The organism is Streptomyces sp. Root1304 (assembly GCF_001426405.1).
GTDB lineage: Bacteria > Actinomycetota > Actinomycetes > Streptomycetales > Streptomycetaceae > Streptomyces.
This window is the reverse complement of sequence record NZ_LMEP01000008.1, coordinates 1-21501: the sequence shown is the minus strand read 5'-3', so window position 1 is coordinate 21501 and position 21501 is coordinate 1. Positions and strand designations below refer to the sequence as shown.

Annotated in this window: 17 protein-coding genes, 1 rRNA gene and 1 pseudogene; 6 read left to right on the top strand and 13 right to left on the bottom strand. The window is 73.6% G+C overall.

Annotated elements, in window-relative coordinates; all coding sequences use genetic code 11:
* Window positions 1–221: 221 nt before the first annotated feature.
* From ASD33_RS11790 to ASD33_RS11780, 3 genes are all read left to right on the top strand, one after another.
* A complete protein-coding gene (locus ASD33_RS11790) occupies window positions 222–1058 on the top strand; it encodes a hypothetical protein (protein ID WP_107103698.1) in 837 nt (278 codons plus the stop codon).
* A 110-nt stretch (window positions 1059–1168) separates the two neighbouring features.
* On the top strand, window positions 1169–2437 hold the full coding sequence (locus tag ASD33_RS11785) for an MFS transporter (RefSeq protein ID WP_056557655.1): 1269 nt from the start codon (window positions 1169–1171) through the stop codon (window positions 2435–2437).
* A 125-nt stretch (window positions 2438–2562) separates the two neighbouring features.
* Window positions 2563–3945, top strand: coding sequence for an FAD-binding oxidoreductase (locus ASD33_RS11780; protein WP_056557653.1), 1383 nt, complete (start codon window positions 2563–2565; stop codon window positions 3943–3945).
* Window positions 3946–3967: 22 nt separating this feature from the next.
* On the opposite strand, the gene ASD33_RS11775 is transcribed toward ASD33_RS11780, so the two are convergent.
* Together ASD33_RS11775 and ASD33_RS11770 are read right to left on the bottom strand one after the other, a co-directional pair.
* Window positions 3968–5617 carry an NAD(P)/FAD-dependent oxidoreductase gene (locus ASD33_RS11775; RefSeq protein ID WP_056557652.1) on the bottom strand — a complete coding sequence of 550 codons (1650 nt, stop codon included), beginning with the start codon at window positions 5615–5617 and terminating at the stop codon, window positions 3968–3970.
* Between the two features lie 25 nt (window positions 5618–5642).
* Window positions 5643–7157, bottom strand: coding sequence for an APC family permease (locus ASD33_RS11770; RefSeq protein ID WP_056557650.1), 1515 nt, complete (start codon window positions 7155–7157; stop codon window positions 5643–5645).
* 161 nt (window positions 7158–7318) lie between these two features.
* Here ASD33_RS11770 and ASD33_RS11765 point away from each other — a divergent pair, with 161 nt between their 5' ends.
* Window positions 7319–8947: a PucR family transcriptional regulator gene (locus ASD33_RS11765; protein WP_056557648.1), complete on the top strand. Its 1629-nt coding sequence runs from the start codon at window positions 7319–7321 to the stop codon at window positions 8945–8947.
* 48 nt (window positions 8948–8995) lie between these two features.
* Here the strand turns inward: ASD33_RS11765 and ASD33_RS11760 are convergent, their stop codons facing one another.
* From ASD33_RS11760 to ASD33_RS11735, 6 genes are all read right to left on the bottom strand, one after another.
* The gene (locus tag ASD33_RS11760; RefSeq protein ID WP_056557646.1) at window positions 8996–10090 is read right to left on the bottom strand and encodes a glycosyltransferase family 4 protein; all 1095 of its coding nucleotides are present in this window, start codon (window positions 10088–10090) and stop codon (window positions 8996–8998) included.
* Between the two features lie 317 nt (window positions 10091–10407).
* Window positions 10408–11115 carry a hypothetical protein gene (locus ASD33_RS11755; protein ID WP_242426955.1) on the bottom strand — a complete coding sequence of 236 codons (708 nt, stop codon included), beginning with the start codon at window positions 11113–11115 and terminating at the stop codon, window positions 10408–10410.
* Window positions 11116–11201: 86 nt separating this feature from the next.
* On the bottom strand, window positions 11202–12944 hold the full coding sequence (recN, locus tag ASD33_RS11750) for a DNA repair protein RecN (RefSeq protein WP_056557642.1): 1743 nt from the start codon (window positions 12942–12944) through the stop codon (window positions 11202–11204).
* Window positions 12945–13075: 131 nt separating this feature from the next.
* Window positions 13076–13999 (bottom strand): NAD kinase, encoded by a 924-nt coding sequence (locus ASD33_RS11745; RefSeq protein ID WP_056557640.1) that lies wholly within the window; start codon window positions 13997–13999, stop codon window positions 13076–13078.
* Window positions 13996–14811, bottom strand: a complete 816-nt coding sequence (locus tag ASD33_RS11740; RefSeq protein WP_056557638.1) for a TlyA family RNA methyltransferase — start codon at window positions 14809–14811, stop codon at window positions 13996–13998. The genes ASD33_RS11745 and ASD33_RS11740 overlap by 4 nt, the downstream gene beginning before the upstream one ends.
* A gap of 7 nt (window positions 14812–14818) precedes the next feature.
* Window positions 14819–15109, bottom strand: coding sequence for a hypothetical protein (locus tag ASD33_RS11735; RefSeq protein ID WP_056557636.1), 291 nt, complete (start codon window positions 15107–15109; stop codon window positions 14819–14821).
* 43 nt (window positions 15110–15152) lie between these two features.
* Here ASD33_RS11735 and ASD33_RS11730 point away from each other — a divergent pair, with 43 nt between their 5' ends.
* Window positions 15153–15500, top strand: coding sequence for an SCP2 sterol-binding domain-containing protein (locus ASD33_RS11730; protein ID WP_056557634.1), 348 nt, complete (start codon window positions 15153–15155; stop codon window positions 15498–15500).
* Window positions 15501–15612: 112 nt separating this feature from the next.
* Here the strand turns inward: ASD33_RS11730 and ASD33_RS11725 are convergent, their stop codons facing one another.
* On the bottom strand, window positions 15613–16470 hold the full coding sequence (locus ASD33_RS11725) for an ABC transporter ATP-binding protein (protein WP_107103697.1): 858 nt from the start codon (window positions 16468–16470) through the stop codon (window positions 15613–15615).
* A gap of 54 nt (window positions 16471–16524) precedes the next feature.
* On the bottom strand, window positions 16525–17595 hold the full coding sequence (locus tag ASD33_RS11720) for an HAD hydrolase-like protein (RefSeq protein ID WP_056557630.1): 1071 nt from the start codon (window positions 17593–17595) through the stop codon (window positions 16525–16527).
* An 82-nt stretch (window positions 17596–17677) separates the two neighbouring features.
* Here ASD33_RS11720 and ASD33_RS11715 point away from each other — a divergent pair, with 82 nt between their 5' ends.
* The gene (locus ASD33_RS11715) at window positions 17678–18973 is read left to right on the top strand and encodes a DUF1015 domain-containing protein (RefSeq protein ID WP_056557629.1); all 1296 of its coding nucleotides are present in this window, start codon (window positions 17678–17680) and stop codon (window positions 18971–18973) included.
* Between the two features lie 70 nt (window positions 18974–19043).
* Here the strand turns inward: ASD33_RS11715 and ASD33_RS11710 are convergent, their stop codons facing one another.
* The 3 genes and pseudogenes from ASD33_RS11710 to rrf all read right to left on the bottom strand — a co-directional run.
* Window positions 19044–19868: a tetratricopeptide repeat protein gene (locus ASD33_RS11710; RefSeq protein WP_199863516.1), complete on the bottom strand. Its 825-nt coding sequence runs from the start codon at window positions 19866–19868 to the stop codon at window positions 19044–19046.
* A gap of 585 nt (window positions 19869–20453) precedes the next feature.
* Window positions 20454–21266, bottom strand: a pseudogene (locus ASD33_RS36925) (hypothetical protein); the annotation flags it as partial.
* Window positions 21267–21404: 138 nt separating this feature from the next.
* A 5S ribosomal RNA gene (gene rrf, locus ASD33_RS11700) occupies window positions 21405–21501 on the bottom strand; the annotation flags it as partial.

Here is a 21501-nt window from a genome sequence, read left to right as displayed (position 1 = left end):
CCTCCCCGTGCGCCGTGGACCCCCGCGCACGGGGAGGAGCCGTGCCCCGTGACGAGCCGCAGTTCCCTCTGACGGGCCTCCCCCGCCCGTCGTCTCCCCCGCCCGTCCCCACCGACAGAGCCCTCCCCGAACTCCCTCTCCGGAATACCCCCTAGGGGTATATGGTTATGACGTCCCGAACGGACAACGCCAGGAACCACGTCACATCCTTGGGAGATGCCATGAAGGATCACTCCGCCCACGCCGGCCACGGCGCCCACGCCGGAGCCCAGCCCGGCGGGCTGTCGGTCTCCGCGCACGGGTACACCCTCCAACTCGATGCGCCGATCCTCACCGCCGGAGTCCGGACGGTTACCTTCCGGGTGACCGGCCCCGACGGACGGCCGGTGACCGAGTTCACGCCCGAGCACGAGAAGAAGCTGCACTTCATCGCCGTCCGGCGCGACACGGCCGGGTTCCAGCACGTGCACCCGGTGATGGACGAGAAGGGCACCTGGAGCGTCGACCTGGCCCTGGAACCGGGCGACTGGAGGTTCTTCGCCGACGTCCACCCGGTCGGCCACGACGGGACCATGACGCTGGGCATCGACGTCGCGGTCGCCGGGGCGTACGACCCGAAGCCCCTCCCCGAGGCCACCGGGACCGCACGGATCGGCGAGTACACCGTCACGCTCGACGGCGAACTCCTGCCCGGCGAGGCGAGCGCGCTGACCCTCACCGTCAGCAGGAACGACCGCCCCGTGACCGACCTGCAGCCCTACCTGGCCGCGTACGGGCACCTGGTGGCACTGCGGGTCGGCGACCTGGGCTACCTCCACGTCCACCCGGAGGGCGAACCCGGTGACGGCACCACCGGACCGGGGCCCGAGATCGCCTTCATGGCGGTCGCGCCCTCGGCCGGCACCTACCGCCTGTACCTGGACTTCCAGCACGAGGACGTCGTCCGGACGGCCGAGTTCACGGTGCGGACCACGGCGAGCACCTCCCGCCCCGACACACCGTCCCCGGCCGCGCCCGAGCACGGCGGCCACCACCACGGCAGCCACGCCCACCACTGACCACGAACAGGAGCGACACCCGTGCCCGGAGACATCTCCGCCTGTACTCGCCGGACACGGCCCCCACCCCTGGGCCGTGCTCCTCCGCATCGACACGGAAGGAACCCGCCATGCGCCTCTTCGCCATCCGCGACTACCGCCGCTTGTTCGGCGCCCAGGTCATCGCCCTGTTCGGCACCGGGCTGACCACCGTGGCCCTCGGACTCCTCGCCTACGACCTCGCGGGCCCACGCGCCGGCATGGTCCTCGGCACTGCCCTGACCATCAAGATGGTCATGTACGTGGTCCTGGCCCCGCTGGCCGCCGCCTACGTCGACCGGCTCCCCAGACGCATCCTCCTGGTCGTCCTCGACGTGGTCCGCGGTGCGGTGGTCCTGGCCCTGCCGCTGGTCACCGAGGTCTGGCACGTCTACGTCCTGATCGGCCTGCTCCAGGCCGCCGCCGCGGGGTTCACCCCGACGTTCCAGGCCGTCATCCCCGACATCGTCCCCGACGAGTCCGCCTACACGCGTGCCCTGTCCGCCTCCCAGGTCGCGTCCACCATGGAGAGTCTGCTCAGCCCCGTGCTGGCCGCCGTCGCCCTGACGTTCATGAGCTTCGACCTGCTGTTCCTGGGCACCTCCGCGGGATTCCTCGTCTCCGCCCTGCTCGTCCTGTCCACGCGCATCCCCGACGCCCGCCCCGGTCCCCGCACCGGGGCGTGGGACAGGGTCGCATCGGGAATCAGGACGTTCCTCCGGACACCGCGGCTGCGCGGCGTCATGGCGCTCAACCTCGTGGTGGCGGCGGCAGGGTCGATCGTCGTCGTCAACACCGTCAACCACGTCCGTGACGGCCTCGGCGGCTCGCAGTCGGACGTGGCCTGGATGCTCGCCGCCTCCGGCACCGGAACCCTCCTGACGGCCCTCGCTCTGCCCCGCGTCCTCGACCGGACCGCTCCCCGTACCGTCATGACGGCCGGCGCCGGAGTCCTCGTGGGCGCCACGACCGCCGCGGTGACACTCAGCGCGACCGGCCTCACCACCTGGACCGGCACGGCGGTCGTCTGGACCGTGATCGGGATCGGCATGGCGCTGGTCATCACGCCGACCGGCAAGGTCCTGCGCGCCTCCGTCGGACGGAACGCGATCCCCGCGGCGTTCGCGGCCCAGTTCTCGCTGTCGCACCTGGCCTGGCTGATCACCTATCCCATCGCCGGGTGGCTCGGCACCAGCGCGGGCTTCACCCTCGCCTGGTCCGTCCTCGCGGTCCTCGCCTGGGCCGGAGCGGCCGGTGCCCTCCTCCTGTGGCCGCGCCACGACGGACGGGGAGCCACCACCGGACCCGTGACGACCGCCCGGCACGCGCCGGACCGGTCCACGCTGTCCAAGGCCGCGTGAAACAGCCCGTACGGCGCTCCGCGACCCGGCCGAGCGGAACCCGCACCAACGCTCCGGCACGCGCGGGGCGGACCCCGGACCTACGATGAGAAGGTCCCGTCCCCCCGCGTGAAAGGGGGGCTCCCATGGGTCCCCACATCTCAGAGAGCGCCCTGTCCGGGCTGATCGAGGACCTGGCCGGTGAGGTGATCATCCCCGGCGGTCCCGGTTACGACGAGGCGCGCGCCCTGCACAACGGCATGATCGACCGGCGTCCTTCGGTGATCGCCCAGTGCGCCACCCAGGCCGATGTGTCCAACGCGATCGTGTTCGGCCGCGAGGCCGAGCTGCCGATCGCGGTACGCGGCGGCGGGCACAGCGTCGCCGGCACCTCCGTGATCGACGGCTCCCTGGTCGTGGACCTCCGTCGGATGCACGGCGTCGTCGTCGACCCGGAGAACATGACGGTACGGATCGAGGGCGGGGCGACGATGGCCCACCTGGACCACGCGTGCCAGCCCTTCCAGGTGGCGACCACCGGCGGCCGGGCGTCCACCACCGGCGTCGGCGGCTTCGTCCTGGGCGGCGGCTCGGGCTGGCTTGAGCGGAAGTTCGGGCTGGCCAGCGACAACCTGCTCGCCGCCGACCTGATCACCGCCGAGGGCAAGCACGTCCACACGGACGCGGAGGAGAACCCGGAACTGTTCTGGGCGCTGCACGGCGGCGGCGGCAACTTCGGCGTGGCGACCTCGCTGACGATGCGGCTGCATCCGCTGCCCCGGATGAGCATGGCGATGCTGCTCTACCTGCCGGACAACGCGCCCGAGGTGGTGCGCACCTTCCGCGATCTCGGGGCGGGCGCGTCCGACGACATGGGCGGTGGCGCCATCTACATGCCCGCGCCCCCGATGCCGTTCATCCCCGAGGAGCTGGTCGGCAAGCTGGTCTGCGGCGCCCTGTTCACGTACACCGGCCCGGTCGGCGAGCTCCGCGAGTTCGCGGCGCCGCTGTTCGCCCTGGGGCCGGTGGTCGAGGTCGTCATGGACGTCCCGTACGTGGAGCTGCAGACGATGCTCGACGACCCGCCGGGGCTGCGGAACTACTGGTCGGCCGAGTACCTGCGGGACCTCCCCGACGAGGCCGTGGACATCTTCTGCGACCGGGGCGCGCGGATCCCGGCGTCGACCGCCACCCAGCACGTGCTGTTCCTGATGGGCGGGGCCGTGGCCGCGGGGCCCTCCGAGTACCCGCAGCCGTGGCGCACCGCGCCCTGGGCGGTGCACCCGTTCGCGACCTGGGAGGACCCCGCGTACGACGAGCAGGCGAAGCAGTGGGTGCACGAGGTGCGGGCGGACGTGCGGCCGTGGGCGCTCGACGCGACGTATCTGAACTTCGTCGGCGCCGAGGGCGAGCAGCGGATCGTCTCCTCCTACGGGGAGGAGAACTACCGCCGGCTCGCCGCCGTGAAGGCCGCCTACGACCCGGACAACGTGTTCCGGTACAACCAGAACATCGCACCCGCGGGCTGATCGGCGGGCGGGCCCGCCCGGCTCAGCTCAGCACGGCCACCACCTCCTTGGCGGCCCGCTCCCCCTCCGTCGCCCCGCCCTCCATGAAGCCCTGGAAGTCGTAGCTGCAGTGCTCGCCGCCGATGTGGACGTTGCCCTGGGCTCTGCCCTCGTACCCGGCGTAGCGGTGGAGGTAGCCGACGGGCCAGCAGGAGTACGCGCCGAGGCTGTAGGGGTTCTTGTGCCAGGCCGAGAGCTGGGCGCGCCCGGTGTACGCCCGGGAGGTGCCCGGGAAGAAGGCGTCGATGCCGGCCAGGTAGCGGGTGACGAGGTTCCGTACGTACGGGTCGGACTCGGTGGAGAAGGGTGCGGCCGGGTTCAGGTTCCGGGCCAGGCTGCCGCCGCCGTACTGGAGGAGGATGCCGCCGGTGCCGCCCTGGACCTTGGTGGTGTCCCAGGTCTGCTGGACCTCGGTGTCGGTGAAGCAGTCACCGGCCGAGACGCCCGGCCAGGCGCCGGTGCCGCGCCAGGGGCGGGTGCCGAACTGCATGTTGAGCTTGGTGCAGTAGCCCATGCGGGCGTCCCGCAGGAGGTTCCGCATGAGCGGGTCGAAGGCGGCCTGAGAGAGGTCGAGCTGCTGGAGGACCGGCAGCGGGAGACAGAGGATCGTGTGGTCGGCGGTGACGGTCCTGGTGGCGCCGGCCTCGGTGAAGGTGAGCGTCTGGGTGCCGTCGGCGTTGGCCCGTACGGCGGTGAGGGACCAGCCCTGGCGCAGGGTGCCGGGGGTGAGGGCTCCGGCGATGGCGTTCGGGAGCCGGTCGTTGCCGCCGACGATGTGGTAGCGCTCGTTGGAGAGGCCCCAGATGTTGAAGTTGCCCGGATTGGTCTGGTAGCCCATCAGCAGGACCAGGGCGAGCGAGGACTGTTCGGTGGTGTCGGCGCCGTACTCGACGTTGTAGGCGACGTCGATGAACCGGCCGAGCCGCGAGGAGTGCCCGCCCGGGACCCGGGACTCGATCCACTCGTGGACCGACATGTTGTCGAGTGCGGTGCCGGTGGGGGTGGTCTGGTTCCAGAACACCTCCCCCGCGTCGGAGAGGTCCCGGCGCAGCGCCTGGTAGACGGCGTTGAAGTCCACGTCGGCCTGGGCGCGCGGGTAGTAGGCGCCGTCGAACCAGAGGACCTCCTCGGCCCCGTTGGGCCCGCCGCCGAGGAAGTCCTCGGTGTCGAGGTCGAAGCGGCGGCAGAGTTCCAGGATCTTCTTGTGGCTGGTGTCGATCAGCTCTCCGCCGATCTCGGAGGTCTGCCCGTACGCCCAGTGGGCGCGCTGGGTCCACATGCGGCCGCCGACCCGGGAGGGGTTCGCCTCGTAGAGCGCCGGGCCGAGGCCGGCGTCCTGGAGGGTGAGGGCGGCGGTGAGGCCGGAGATCCCCGCGCCGACGACGGCGATCCGGGCGGTGCTCTTCACGGGCGGGGCGGGGGTGGCGGCGCGGGCGGGGGCGGCCGAGCCGAGGCCGGCCGCGCCGGCGCCGACGGCGATTCCGGCGGCTGCGGCGTACTTGAGCAGGGACCGGCGTCCGAGGGCGTCGGCCCGCATGCCGCGCAGCTCGTCGACGGGGATGTTCAGCCGGCGGGCATCGGCGTGCTCGGCGGCGAGGCGGTTCAGGAGGTGCATCGGGTTGGTGCGTGCCATGGGGCTCTCCTGGAGGTGAGTGGGATCAGCTCTGCGGTACGACGGCGGGAGCGGGGACCTCTTCGGCGGGGCGCTCGGCGGCGTCCTCCAGGACGATCCGGCCGATGATCTCGTAGCGCTCGGGGCGCTTGGCCTTGAGGTAGAAGCCGAGGCCGAGGCCGCCGAAGAAGACGGCGCCGACGATCCAGGGGATCGCCTTGAAGAAGAGGGAGTCGGCGGCGAGACCGGCCGCGGTCTCCATGTTCATGATCAGCAGGACGACGACGGCGATCATCCCGATGCCACCGAGGAGCGGAGCGGTGAGGGTCTTGAACCAGTGCCGGTCCTCGGGGTGGTTCTTGCGGAAGTAGCCGATGACGGCGAAGGAGCAGAGGGTCTGGACGATGAGGATCGCCATCGTGCCGAGGATCGCGAGCAGCGTGTAGAGGTGGATGTACGGGTCCTGGCCGGTGAGCCAGAAGGCGGCGACGAGACCGACGGCGATCGCGCTCTGCACGTACGAGGCGATGTACGGCGAGCCGTGCTTGGCGTGCGTCCGGCCGAGCGCCGGGTGGAGGAAGCCCTCGCGGCCGATGGCGTACAGGTAGCGCGAGGCGCACTGGTGGAAGGCCATCCCGCAGGCGAAGGAGCCGGTGAGCAGCAGCCACTGGAAGGCGTCGACGGCCCAGGCGCCGATGAAGGTCTGGGTGGGGGCGAAGAACAGGTCGAGGGGCGAGGCCGAGGCGGACAGCTTCACCGATTCCGCGAGGCCGTTCCCGGCGATCGTCATCCAGGACACGTAGATGTAGAAGAGGCCGACGCCGGTGACGGAGATGAGGGTGGCGCGCGGGATGACCCGCTTGGGGTCGCGGGACTCCTCTCCGTACATCGCGGTCGACTCGAAGCCGACCCAGGACCAGAAGGCGAAGAAGAGGCCGAGCCCGGCGGAGGTGCCGGTGAAGGCGTTCTTGGGGTTGATCGGCTCGACCGGGATGCCGTCGGGGCCGCCGCCGGCGATGAGGACGGCGGTGGCGACGGCGAACAGCACCGCGATCTCCGCGATGAGCATCACCCCGAGCGCCTTGGCCGTCAGGTTGATGTCGAAGTAGGAGAGCACGGCGGTGACGGCCAGCATGACCGCCGCGTACAGCACCCACGGCACGTCCACGCCGAGCTGGTCGGCGACGGTCGTCTTCGCGAAGTAGGCGAAGACGCCGACGATCGAGGCCTCGAAGACGATGTACGCCAGGACGGCGAGCATGCCGGAGGCCATGCCCGCGATCCGGCCCAGGCCGTGCGAGATGTATCCGTAGAAGGCGCCCGCGGCCGTGATCCGCTTGGCCATGGCGACGTATCCGACGGAGAAGACGGTCAGGACGAGGGTCGCGAAGAGGTATCCGGCGGGTGCGCCGGTGCCGTTGCCGAAGCCGACGGCGATGGGGAGGTTGCCGGTCATCGCGGTGATCGGGGCCGCGGTGGCCACGGCCATGAAGACGACGCCGACGAGTCCGACCGAATTCGCCTTCAGCCGGTGGACCTCTGGGGTGGGGTTCTCTGCCATGGCGCGAGAGCATCCTCGCGAGTGACGTAGGCCACAATCGACACCCGGTCGCGCAATTCCCGCCAGGGGGCGACGAGTTGTCGCCCCCGTGTACGAACTGTCCGTTCCCGTGACCGTGGGGTGATGTCGCCGAAACAAGGACGCGGGTAGCGTCCGGATCCATGGACAATCAGGGCGGGATCACCGTGCAGCGGGCGCTCGAGCTCCCGGGTCTGCGCAGCGGGCTCCCGGAGGTCGTGGCCGGGGCGGACCGGCTGCACCGCACGGTGCGCTGGGTACACGCGGGCGAGGTGCCGAACATCGCGTCGCTGCTCAAGGGCGGTGAGCTGCTGCTGACCACGGGCCTCGGGCTCGGGACCCGGCCGGCCGAGCAGCGGGCCTTCGTGCGGCGGCTGGCCGACCGGGGCATCGCCGCGCTCGTCGTCGAGCTGGGCCCCCGTTTCGCGCGCCTCCCGGCGACGATAGTGGAGACCGCGCGGGCCGCCGGGCTGCCGCTGGTGCAGCTGCACCGCGAGGTCCCCTTCGTGGGCGTCACGGAGGAGATCCACACCGAGATCGTCAACGGCCACTACGCCCTCCAGCGGCAGGCCGAGGAGGTCCACCGGCAGTGCACGGTGGCGCTGCTCGGCGGCGGCGGCATCCCCCAGGTGCTCCGCATCCTGTCCGACTTCGCCGCCAACCCCGTCTTCCTGGAGACCCCCGACGGACAGCTGCTGTACGCGGCGGGCACCGAGTCCGGGCCCGCCGACCCGCTCCAGGTCTGGGACGGGCTGCGCGGCCAGCGGGCGGCCCGCGAGTCCGGCCCGCCCACCGGCACGGTCCTGGTCGACGTGCCCGGCGGCGGCCCCGGCACCTCCTCGGTACGGGCCCGCCTGGTCGTCCTCTCGGTCTCCGGCGCCCTCTCCCCCGTGCACCGGATGGCCGCCGAGCGCGCGGCCGGCCTCCTCGCCGTGGTCCTCATGCAGGCGCGGCAGGAGGAGGAGCTCGCCGCGCGCGGCCGGGGCGACTTCCTGACAGATCTGGCGGAGGGCAGGATCACCGCCGAGGACGCTCCCGCGCAGGCCCGGGTCCTCGGCTTCAAGCCCGGCGACGGCCCGCTGCTGCCGGTGGTGATGCGCCTGGCGTCGGAGCTGTCCCCGTCGGGGAACTGGGCCCTGCTGGCCCGCGCGGTCCTCGAAGAGCTCTCCTCCGTGGGCGTCCCGGTCCTCCTGGGCGTCCGCCCGGTCGAGGGACGGGTCCCCCTCCTGCTCGGCCTGCGCTCGGAGACGGAGCGCACGGCGGTCGCGGACCGGGTCGCGGCGGCCCTCCGCGCGGGCGTGGAGCGGGCCGGTCTGGAGCGCGCCGGAGTGCATCCGCCGGTCGTCGTGGTCGGCGTCGCCGGCAGCTGGGCGGCCGCCTCGGCGGGGCTGCGGCACGCGGCGGAGACCGCGACGGCCGCGCAGGGCCTCTCGGAGCTCCCCTGGTACGACGCCCGCCGCCTCGACATCGACCTGCTGCTGTGGCGGCTGCACTTCCACGGGGACACGGTCCTGGCGGCGTTCGTGGACCGGGCCATCGGTCCGCTCCGCGAGCACGACCGCACGTCCCGGCCGCCGCTCCTGCCGACCCTGGAGACGTATCTGGCGCACGCGGGACGCAAGGCGGAGACGGCCCGGGAACTGCACCTCAACCGGCAGACCCTCTACAACCGCCTGGCCCGCATCTCGGAACTCCTGGGCACGGACCTGGACGACCCGCAGACCGTGCTGGCCCTCTCGCTGGCCCTGCGGGCCCGCCGCCACACGCCGTAGCGAGGCCCGGAGCCTTCGGCGGGGGTCCCGCGAGGGAACCCCCGCCGGCTACCGACCCGTCAACTCGTCGTAGACGCTGAGCACATGGGCCACCGTCTCGTCCTCGGTGGGCCAGGACCCCGCCTGCACCCGCCCGGCCGCCGCCAGGTCCATCCGCCGCTCCACGTCGTCGAGCAGCCCGCGCACCGCGCTCGCGAGGGCGCCCGCGTCCCCGTACGGCACCAGTTCCGCCGCGTCCCCGACCAGTTCCGGTACGCCCCCGACGGCCGTGGCGACCAGCGGCACCCCGAGCCGCAGGGCCTCCTGGGCGAGCAGCGACCGGGCCTCCCACCGGGAGGGCAGCACCGCGACGTCGGCCGCCGCGAGCAGTTCGGCGACGTCCTCCCGGCGCCCGATCAGCCGGACCGGCAGCTCTTCGTCCGCGATCCGCCGCTGGAGAGCGGCCCGCTCGCGCCCCTCCCCGGCGATCACGAGGAGCGGCTGCGGGTCGAGGTCCCGCCACTCGCGTGCCGCGTCGAGCAACGTCCGGTACCCCCGGCCCCGTTCGAGCGCCCCGACGGCCATCAGCAACGGCCGGTCGACGGCGCCGAGTTCGGCGCGGGCCTTGCCGTCGTGGAGGCATACGGGCCCGCGGGCGGGCGGCACGGTGACGGGGGCGAGCCGGGCGTCACGGGCGCCGCGCCGCCGGGCCCGGTCGACGAGTTCGGAGGAGGTGGCGAGGACGACGGTCGCGGCGCGCACGGTCCTGCGCTCCAGGAGCCGCAGCACGCCGCCGGGCGCCCCGCACACCTGGTTCCGGCCGTCCCAGGTGGTGACGAGCGGAGCGCGGCCGATGGCGCCGGCCCCCGCCCCGGACAGTGCGAGCGCGGCCCGGACGGAGGCCTGCAGGCCATGGGCGTGGACCACGTCGGCGCCGATGCAGGCGTTGCGCAGCGCGGCGACGGTGGCGGGGTCGCCGAGGCGCGGCAGGGGCACGAAGTGCGCGCCGGCGCCGAGGTAGTCGTAGACGCGGTCGAGTTCGGCCGGGGCGCACACGGTCACCCGCACGCCCCTCGCCACCAGCCCCTGGGCAAGTGATCGGACGTGAGCGCTGCTGCCCGCGCTGCCGCCGCCCAGCACTTGGACCGTACGGAGCTGTGTCACGCGCCCAAGGATGCCAGCCCGCACCCCGGACCGTACGCACGTTCCGGCACCGAAGTGGCGTGATTCCCGCCGCCGTTCCCGCGTACGGACGGCGCACGGCGCCGGGACCCGAGGGCACGGTTCACCCACTCGGGTGAGCGCACGCAGCCCGGCACGCGCCCCTGAGGCCTGCGGGCACGCGCCCCTCACGCTCGCCGTGACCCGCACAACCCACGGACCCACGGACCCACGGACCCGTACGAGCGTCCACGGCTCCCGGCCCCGGCCGCACACTCCCCCGAGCGCCCGCGCGTCCCTCGGCGCCAGCCCACTCGGCCTCAGCCGACCGCGTCGACGACCGCTCCGGCCCCAGGCCCCGAGGCCGACCGCTCCGCCCAGACCGCAGCGCCGACCAGTCCCACCGCGTGGGCGGCCAGCCCGAGCCGCCCGTTGCCCGCGACGATCGCGCTGCCCACGGCGGCGCCGAGCGCGTGCGCGCCGGTGTCGCCGAGCATGGTGCGCTCGCCGAGGTCGTCCCCGAGGACGGCCGCGACCGCCCCCATGGGGGCGGCGGCGGGCGAGCCGCGCAGCAGGCCGGGCGCGGCGAGCGCGAGCACGGTCAGACCGGCCCGCCCCGGCCGTACGTCCACCAGGTCGACCAGATGGGCGGTACCGGCGATGACGACCCCGGCGAGGAGCTTGTCCACGGCCCGTTCCTTGAGCAGCGCGCCCGCCACGAGCGAGGCGGCACCGATCCCGAACAGCTTGACGGCCCCGCTGGTCACCTCGCCGTCGCGCAGCGCGGCCAGATGCGCCCGGAACCCGCGCCGGTCGTCACCCTTCACGTCGTCGTACGCCCCACAGGCCCCGGCGGCCAGCACGACGAACGCGCCGGGCCCACTCCCGGCCCCCACGGCGGCCCCGAGGGCCACGGCGGGCCCGGCACACAGATCGACGGTCCGCCCGGCGTGGTTGGTCCGCGTCCAGCCCTCGCCCCCGGACGCCTGCTCCCGCCCGGCCGGCCCTCCGGACACCCGTCCGCGCAGCGCCTCGTACACCACCCGGCTCACCCCGGCGGCGCGGACGAAGGCGGCGACCCGCCCGCCCGTCCCCCGGGCCGTGCCCGTGGGCTTCACACGTCCGCCCTGGCCGTCGCGAGCAGTTCCTCCGCGTGGGCCCTGGCCGTCTCGGAGTCCTCCTGGCCGGCGAGCATCCGGGACAGTTCCCGTACCCGCTCCTCGCCCTCCAGGACCGTGACGCCCGACCGGGTCACGGATCCGTCGTTGGTCTTCTCCACGAGCAGCTGCCGGTCGGCGAAGGCCGCGACCTGCGGGAGGTGGGTGACGACCACGACCTGCGCGGACTTGGCCAGTTTCGCGAGGCGGCGGCCGATCTCGACGGCCGCCTTGCCGCCGACGCCCGCGTCGACCTCGTCGAAGAGGTACGTCGGTACGGGGTCGACCCCGGCGAACACGACCTCCACGGCGAGCATCACCCGGGACAGCTCACCGCCGGACGCGCCCTTGGCGATGGGCCGGGGCGGGGCGCCGGGGTGCGGGGCGAGCAGCAGCTCGACCTCGTCGGCCCCGGACGGCCCGTAGGCGACCCGGCGGCCGCCGACCTCGACCCCCTCGGGGTCCTCGGTCTGCGCGATGGCGAAGGACACGCGCGCGTGCGGCATGGCCAGCGAGGCGAGTTCGGCGGTGACCGCGTCGGCGAACCGGGCGGCGGTCTCCGTGCGCGCGTCGGTGAGCCGCTGGGCGAGGACCGACAGCTCGTCGCGCAGCCGGTCGCGCTCGGCGGTGAGTTCCTCGACGCGGTCGTCGTCGCCGTCCAGCTCGCCGAGCCGCTGCGCGCTCTCCTCCGCCCAGGCGAGGACGGTGGCGATGTCCTCGCCGTACTTCCGGGTCAGCTGCGTGAGCAGCGCGCGCCGCTCCTCGACGGCGGCGAGCCGCAGCGGGTCGGCGTCGAGGTTGTCGGCGTATCCGGCGAGTTCGGTGGCCACGTCGCCGAGCAGGATGGAGATCTCCCCCATCCGGTCGGCGAGCGCGGCGAGCGCCGGGTCGTGCGCCCGTACGGCCTCCAGGGCCCGCCCCGCGCCCGCGACGAGCGTCGTGGCGTCGACGGACTCGGGGTCCTCGGGAGCGCCCGCGAGCGCGGCGTGCGCGAGCGCGGCGGCGGAGGCCAGGGCCTCGGCGTGCCCGAGCCGCTCCGCCTCCGCGGCGAGTTCGGTGTCCTCCCCGGCGCGCGGGGCGACGGCCTCGATCTCGCCGAGGCCGAACCGCAGCAGATCGGCCTCCTGGGCCCGCTCCCGGGCCCGGGTGGTGATCTCGTCGAGTTCGCCGGTGACCGCGCGCAGCCGCCGGTAGGCCTCGCCGTAGGCGGCGAGCGGTCCGGAGACGGCCCCGCCCGCGTACCGGTCGAGCGCGCCGCGCTGCCGGGCGGGCTTCAGCAGGCCCTGCTGGTCGGTCTGGCCGTGGACGGCGACGAGTTCGTCGGCGAGTTCGGCGAGCAGCCCGACGGGCACGGACCGTCCGCCGAGGTGGGCCCGTGAGCGCCCCTCGGCGGAGACGGTACGGCTGACGAGCAGCACCCCGTCGTCGAGTTCCGCCCCGGCCTCCTCGGCGCGTACGGCGGCGGGCGCGCCCGGGGGCACACTGATCCGCCCCTCGACCACGGCCGAGGCCGCGCCGATCCGCACCAGGGCCGGGTCGGCACGTCCACCGAGCAGCAGCCCGAGGCTGGTCACCACCATGGTCTTGCCCGCACCGGTCTCACCGGTCACCGCGGTGAAGCCGGGCGACAGCTCGACCACCGCGTCGTCGATGACCCCGAGCGACCGTATCCGCATCTCCTCCAGCACGCCCCAGACCATACGAGGTTTCCCTGCCGCGACGCGACATCACCCCCGGGCGTAACCCTCCGGCGCGCCGATCGTTCCGGCCCGCGGGAGGCCGAGGCCCGCTCCGTGCGGAGGGGCCCCGGCCCGCCCCGTACGGAGCGGTCTCAGCGGGCCCCGCCCCGCCACCCGGAGACGGGCAGCGCGAACTTGGCGACGAGCCGGTCCGTGAAGGAGGCGTGGTGCAGCCGGGCGAGCCGGACCGGCACGGCACCCCGCCGCACCTCGACCCGCGCCCCCGCCGGGAGTTCCACCGTCCGCCGCCCGTCGCACCAGAGCACCCCGTGCGGGGTGTGCGGTTCGACCTCGACGGCGAGCACCGACTCGGGGGTGGTGATCAGCGGCTTGGCGAAGAGGGCGTGGGCCCCGATCGGGACCATGAGCAGCGCCTCGACCTCGGGCCAGACGACCGGGCCGCCCGCCGAGAAGGCGTACGCGGTGGATCCGGTCGGTGTCGCGCAGATCACCCCGTCGCAGCCGAAGCCGGTCACGGGGCGCCCGTCGATCGCGAGGACGACCTCCAGCATCCGTTCGGGGGACACCTTCTGGACGGCCGCCTCGTTGAGCGCCCAGTCCCGGTGCAGGACGTCGCCGTTCTCGTACACGACGACGTCGAGGGTCATCCGCTCCTCGACCTCGTAGGCCTTGGTCACGACCCGGTCGACGACCTTGTCGAGGTCGTCGCGCTCGGCCTCGGCGAGGAAGCCGACCCGGCCGAGGTTGACGCCGAGCATCGGGACGCCGGAGGCGCGGGAGAACTCCGCCCCGCGCAGCAGGGTGCCGTCGCCGCCGAGGACGACGAGGAGTTCACAGCCGTCGAGCGCGTCGGAGCAGGCCTCCGGCACCTTCTCGACGGACGGCGGCAGCGGCAGGTCGGCCGCCTCGGCCTCCAGGACGCGGACGCCGATGCCGCAGCGCAGCAGCCCGAGGACCACCAGTTCGGCGCTGCGCACCGCGGCCGGCCGGCCGGTGTGCGCGAGCAGGAAGACAGTACGTGGTGCGGTCTCTGGTGCTGTTGCCGTTGAGCTCAACGAGGTCCTTCCGCCACGGCGCGGTCGACATCCGCCGGATCCAGCGCGGGCGCGCCTGCCCGCAGCCACAGAAAGTACTCGACGTTGCCGGAGGGTCCGGGCAGCGGGCTCGCGGTGACGCCCAGGACACCGAGCCCGAGCTCGGCGGCCCGCCGGGCCACGTTCTTCACGGCGTCCGCGCGGAGTTCGGCGCTCCGGACGACTCCGCCGGTGCCGAGCCGCTCCTTGCCCACCTCGAACTGCGGCTTCACCATGAGGACGAGGTCGGCGCCGGTCGCCGTACAGGCCGCGAGGGCGGGCAGGACCAGGCCGAGCGGGATGAAGGACAGATCGCCGACGACCAGGTCGACGGGGACGCCGTCGATCGCGTCGACCGTCAACTCGCGTACGTTCGTACGGTCCTTCACGGTGACCCGCTCGTCGCTCTGCAGCGACCAGGCGAGCTGCCCGTAGCCGACGTCGACGGCGACGACATGGGCGGCGCCCGCGCGCAGCAGCACGTCGGTGAAGCCGCCGGTGGACGCTCCGGCGTCCAGGGCCCGCCGGCCCTCGACCTTCAGCCCGAGCGGGACGAAGGCGGCGAAGGCCCCGGCGAGCTTGTGGCCGCCGCGCGAGACGTAGTCGGGGTCCGAGTCGTCCTGGACCACGACGATGGCCGCGGCGGTCTCGACCTGGGTGGCGGGCTTGGTGGCGACGGTCTTGCCGACGGTCACCCGGCCCGCGGCGATCAGCTGGCTGGCGTGCTCGCGCGAGCGCGCGAGCTTGCGCCGGACCAGCTCGGCGTCGAGACGGCGGCGTGCCACTCCTGCCACGTTCGGTTCAGCTCCTGTTTTCGTGCGGACGGGGGGCGGGGTGCGCGTCGAGCGAGGTCAGCTCGGCACGCAGTCCACGGTGTACATCCTCGTACACCTCCAGGTGTCCGTCCGCCGGGAGGTCGTCCACCTCGGCGAGACGCGCCAGGTGGGCGTCGACCCCGGGATGCCCGGTGGGCTCCCGCTCGACCCCGAGCGGGGCGGCCCCGGCGGGCTCGTGGGCGTCCCGCGGGTCCACCGCGTCCGCCTGCTCCGGTACGGGCTCCGCGTCCGGGGGCTCGGGCATCGCGTCGTTCATGGCCACGACGCTACCGCGAACCCCTGGGGTACGGTCGACGGCGATGGCGACGATCACGGAGTGCCGCGGCGCACTCGAGAAGCTCTCGGACAACCTCGCACGGGCGGACGGCGACGTGCGCGGGGCGGCCGCGCTCGACCGCACGCTGAGCTGCCACGTCACGGACCTGGACAGCACGTTCACGGGCCGTCTCGCGGACGGCCGGATCCATGTCGAGTCCACGGTGGAGGGCCCGCCGAGGTCCAAGGCCCAGATCCGGCTGGCGATGACCGGCGACGACCTGGTGGCGATGGTGGGCGGCGAACTGAACTTCGCGAAGGCCTGGGCGTCGGGCCGGTTGAAGCTGGAGGCGGGCTTCCGCGACCTGCTGAGGCTCCGCTCGCTGCTCTAGCGGACGCACGGCCGCCGGCTCCCTGCTGGGGAGGCACGGGCCCCGGCTCCCCGCTCCAGAGGTGTACGGCTCCGGGCGGTGTACGACCCGGCCGGCGCGGGCGCCGGAACCCTCACTTCCGCAGGGCGGGCTCCTGCGCCACCGCCTCCGGCGGCCCCCCGGCCCGCGGCACCCGCGCCCTGCGCCCCGCCGGTACGACCAGCGGCGTGCCCGTCTCGGGGTCGTCGATGACCTGGCAGCGCAGCCCGAAGACCCGCTCGACCAGCTCGGCGGTCACGACCTCGGCCGGCGGCCCCTCGGCGACCACCGCGCCGTCGCGGACGGCGATGAGGTGGGTCGCGTACCGGGCCGCGTGGTTGAGGTCGTGCAGGACGGCGACGAGCGTCCGCCCCTGGGTCTCGTGCAGTTCGGCGCACAGGTCGAGGACGTCGATCTGGTGCTGGATGTCGAGGTACGTGGTCGGCTCGTCGAGCAGCAGCAGCGGGGTCTGCTGGGCGAGCGCCATGGCGATCCAGACGCGCTGGCGCTGGCCGCCGGACAGTTCGTCCACGTACCGCTCGGCCAGTTCGGCGACCCCGGTCGCCTCCATCGACTCCCGGGTGATCCGCTCGTCCTCGGGGGACCACTGCCGCAGCAGCCCCTGGTGCGGGTAGCGGCCGCGGGCGACGAGGTCGGCGACGGTGATGCCGTCGGGCGCGACGGAGGTCTGCGGCAGCAGACCGAGGGTCTTGGCGACCTTCTTCGCGGGCAGCGCGTGGATCGACTGCCCGTCGAGCAGGACGCGCCCCTGGCTGGGCTTCAGCATCCGGGAGAGGGCCCGCAGCAGGGTCGACTTGCCGCAGGCGTTCGGCCCGACGATGACGGTGAACGAGTGGTCGGGGATCTCGACGGACAGCTCGCGGGCGATGACCCGCTGCTCGTACGCGAGGGTGACCGATTCCGCGCTCAGGCGCTGCTGCCGACCGTCCATGCCCGTGCTCCCGTATACCCTCAGCCCCATTGAAGTTAGGTTAGCCTACCCAATTCACATCCCGAGTCGTGCCAGCGCCTTCGTGGCGTCCGGCACCGCACCGGCGTCGGCGGCGGCCCAGGCGGCCCCGCAGAGCGCCCGCACCCCGTCCATCACGTCCGCACCGGCCGCGTCGCCGCCGTCGAGCACCAGCTCGCCCCCGCTCACCGTGGCCCGCCGGCCGCCGCACACGAACCCGCCGTCCCCGTCGGCGACGACCTCCGGCTGGGCCACGAGCAGCCCCCGCAGATCGGCCGACACATACGTCGGCCGGTGCTCCGGAACGGCGTTCAGCAGCTGCGGCACGTCCGTCACCCCGGTCAGCACGAGCAGCGAGTCGACCCCGCCGTTGAACGCGCCCTCGATGTCGGTGTCCAGCCGGTCCCCGACCACCAGGGGCCGTCGCGCTCCGGTCCGCAGCACCGTCTCGCGGTGCATCGGCGGCAGCGGCTTCCCCGCCACCTTCGGCTCCGTCCGGCCGCCGGTGGCGATCCGTACGACCTCCACCGCCGCCCCGTTCCCCGGCCCGATCCCCCGCGCCCCGGGAATCGTCAGGTCCGTGTTCGAGGCGTACCAGGGCAGCCCCCGCGCCACCGCGTAGCTCGCCTCCGCGAACCGCGCCCAGGGCATGTCGGGCCCGCCGTACCCCTGGACGACCGCCACCGGCCCGTCCTCCGCCGAGTCCACGGGCACGAGCCCCCGCTCGCGCAGCGCGACCCGGAGTCCCTCGCCGCCGATGACGAGGACCCGGGAGCCCGCCGGCACGTCGTCGGCGATCAGCCGGGCCACCGCCTGCGCCGAGGTGATGACGTCCCCGGCCTCGGCGGGCACGCCCAGCTCCGTGAGGTGCGCGGCGACCGCGTCCGGCGTCCGCAGCGCGTTGTTGGTGACGTACGCCAGGTGCATCCCGCCGGCCCTGGCCACCCCGAGCGCCTCGACGGCGTGCGGCACCGCCTCGCCGCCCGCGTACACGACCCCGTCCAGATCGAGGAGGGCCGTGTCGTACGCATCGCTCAGCGGCAGCGCGCTGCCGCCCGGCCGATTCCCGCCGATGTCCTGCCGTCCCCGGCCGTCCCGCACCGTCACCGCGCACTCCTCGCTTCACCGGGTGGAAATCCCCCGCTCCCCCGATCATCGCTCATGCCCGTCCCCCACATACGATGACGAGATGAACACCTCAGGTCACGCGGCCGCCGACGTCCGCGCCGACACCGCAGGGCTGCGCCTGGCCCCGTTCCGTGGACTCCGGTACGTCCCCGAGCGGGTCGGCAGCCTCGCCGCCGTGACGTCTCCCCCCTACGACGTCGTCGTCCGACCTGACGGACTCCTCCATCTCGAGTCGGCCGACCCCCACAACATCGTCCGGCTGATCCTCCCGCAGGCGATCACCGCCGGCACCCGCCACCGCAAGGCAGCCGTCACCCTCGACCGCTGGCTCGCGGACGGCGTCCTCGCCCCCGACCCGGAGCCCACGCTCTACGTGTACGAGCAGCACGGCGACGGCATCCTCCAGCGCGGCGTCATCGGCGCCCTGGAGCTGTCGACCCCGGCGGAGGGCGTGGTCCTCCCCCATGAGGACGTCATGCCGCACGTCGTCGAGGACCGGGCGGCCCTCATGCGGACGACCGCCGCCAATCTGGAGCCCCTGCTCCTCACCTATGTCGGGCGGGAGTCCAGCGGCGCGGACGAGGTCATCGAGCGGGCCGTCCAGGGCGAGCCGCTGCTCTCCACCACCACGGAGGACGGCTTCCAGCACCGGCTGTGGGCGGTGACGGACCCGGCCGAGCAGGCCGTCGTCGCCGCCGAGCTCCGCCACCACCAGGCGCTGATCGCCGACGGCCACCACCGCTGGGCGACCTATCTCCGCCTCCGCGAGGAGCACGCCTCGCCGGGCCCCTGGAACCACGGCCTGGTCCTCCTCATCGACACGGCCCGCTACCCGCTGCGGGTCCGCGCCATCCACCGTCTCCTCAACCGGCTGCCGGTCGCCGACGCCCTCGCGGCCCTGGGCGACTCCTTCCGGGTACGCCGGATCGAGGGGGCCCTGCCGGACGCCCTGGCCGCCCTGGAGGCCGCCACGGCCGAGGGGAACGCCTTCCTCCTCGCGGGCGACGGCACCTTCCACCTCGTCGACCGCCCGGATCCCGCCCTCCTCGACCGCACGATCCGCGCGGACCGCCCGGAGGCCTGGCGCACCCTGGACGCGACGGTGCTGCACGCCACGCTCCTCGAGCACGTCTGGGGCATCCCGGACGCCCCCGAGGACATCGCCTACATCCACGACACGCAGGCCGCGGTCGCCCAGGCGGAGCGCCGCGGCGGTACGGCGGTCCTCATGCACCCGGTGCGCGAGGAGGTCGTACGGGACCTCGCCCGCCAGGGCGTCACGATGCCCCGCAAGTCGACCAGCTTCGGCCCGAAGCCCGCGACCGGCCTGGTCCTGAGAAGCCTCGCGCTGGACTGACCGGTCCCAGGAAACGAGAAAGGGCGGCACCCCCGGAGGGGTGCCGCCCTTCTCTCACTTACGGACCGCGTCAGCTCTTGTCGCCGGCGCTGTCGTCCCGCACGTCCTCGTCGAGGCCGTCGTCGAGGATGTCGTCGTCCTCGTCATCCTCGTCATCCTCGTCGTCGTCCAGTTCGACGATCGCGTCGGAGACCTCCTCGGACTCCTCCTCCGACTCGTCGAACGCGTCGACGAACTCGACCCCGTCCATCTCGGCGAGGCGGTCCGAGGCGTCCGTGGCCCCGTCCTTGTCGGACTCGAGGGCCTTGGCGAACCACTCGCGCGCCTCGGTCTCGCGGCCGGCGGCCAGCAGGGCGTCGGCGTAGGCGTACCGCAGGCGCGCGGTCCACGGGTGCACGGCGCTGGAAGCCAGCTCGGGGCTCTGCAGCGTCACGATGGCCGCGTCGAGCTGTCCGAGGTCCCGGCGGGCGCCGGCGGCCACGAGCCGCATCTCGACCTGACCGGCCTTGTCGAGCTTCTGCACCTCGGGCTCGCCGGCCATGGCCAGCGCACGCTCGGGCCGGCCGAGGCCGCGCTCGCAGTCGGCCATGACGGGCCACAGCTCCACGCCACCGCTCATGCGGCGGGCGGCACGGAACTCGGCCAGCGCCTCGGAGTACTTCTGCGTGGCGTACGCGGCGAAGCCGGCGGCCTCGCGCACGGCGGCGACACGGGAGGCGAGCCGCAGGGCGACGCGCGAGTACCCGTACGCCTGCTCGGGGTCCTCGTCGATCAGCTGGGCGACCATGACCAGGTTGCGCGAGACGTCCTCGGCGAGCCCCTTGGGCAGGCTCATCAGTTCCTGGCGCACATCCGGGTCGATCTCGTCACCGGTGACCTCCGGCGGGATCGGCAGACGCTTGATGGGCGCGCGGTCGCCGCGCTCGCGGTCGTCACGGCCACGGTACCCGCCGCGGTCGCCACCCCGGTCGTCACGGCCACGGTACCCACCGCGGTCGCCACCCCGGTCGTCACGGCCACGGAAGCCGCCGCGGTCGCCGCCCCGGTCGTCACGGCCACGGAAGCCGCCGCCGCGGTCGTCACGCTGACCGTAGGAGGGACGCTCGTCACGACGGAACGACGACGGACGCTCATCACGGCGGTCGTCACGGCGGAAGCCGCCGCCGGCACGGTTGTCGCCGCCACGGTCGTCACGCTGACCGTAGGAGGGACGCTCGTCACGACGAAACGACGAGGGACGCTCGTCACGCCGATCGTCGCGACGGAAGCCACCGCCGCGGTTGTCGCCGCCACGGTCGTCACGCTGACCGTAGGAGGGACGCTCGTCACGACGGAACGACGAGGGACGCTCATCACGCCGGTCGTCACGGCGGAAGCCACCGCCGCCACGGTTGTCACCGCCGCGGTCATCGCGACGGAAGCCACCGCCACCGCCACGGTTGTCCCCGCCACGGTCGTCACGACGGAAGCCACCGCCGCGGTTGTCGCCGCCACGGTCGTCACGCTGACCGTAGGAGGGGCGCTCGTCACGACGGAACGACGAGGGACGCTCGTCACGACGGTCGTCACGGCGGAAGCCACCGCCGCCACGGCTGTCGCCACCACGGCTGTCATCCCGGCGGAAGCCACCACCACGGTTGTCGCCACCACGGTCGTCGCGGCGGAAGCCGCCGCCACCGCCACGGTTGTCCCCGCCACGGTCGTCACGGCGGAAGCCACCGCCGCGGTTGTCCCCGCCACGGTCGTCGCGACGGAACCCACCGCCGCGGTTGTCGCCGCCGCGGTCGTCGCGACGGAACCCACCGCCGCGGTTGTCGCCGCCACGGTCGTCACGCTGACCGTACGAGGGACGCTCGTCACGACGGAACGACGACGGACGCTCATCACGACGGTCGTCACGACGGAACCCACCGCCACCGCCACGGTTGTCACCGCCACGGCTGTCGCCACCACGGCTGTCATCCCGGCGGAAGCCACCACCACGGTTGTCGCCACCACGGTCGTCGCGACGGAAGCCGCCGCCACCACCACGGTTGTCCCCGCCACGGTCGTCGCGGCGGAAGCCACCACCACGGTTGTCACCACCGCGGTTGTCACCGCCACGGCTGTCGCCACCACGGTTGTCATCCCGGCGGAAGCCGCCGCCGCCACGGTTGTCGTCGCGACGGAAGCCACCCCCGCCGCTACGGTTGTCGTCACGGCGCGGCCCACGGAAGCCGCCCCGGTCGCCACCGGCACCGTCCCTGCGACGCGGCTCGCGCTCCGGACGGTCGTCGGGAGAGTTGGTGGACATCGGTGTGACTCCTGTCTTCGGGTACTGCAGTCATTCTCGCGCAGCCGGCACTCGGCCGCGCATCGGAAAAAGTCAAGCAAAAAACAAAAGGACCCCTGGTCCCAGCGTGAACGCTGGGACCAGGGGTCCTGAAGAATTGTTCGGCGGCGTCCTACTCTCCCACAGGGTCCCCCCTGCAGTACCATCGGCGCTGAAAGGCTTAGCTTCCGGGTTCGGAATGTAACCGGGCGTTTCC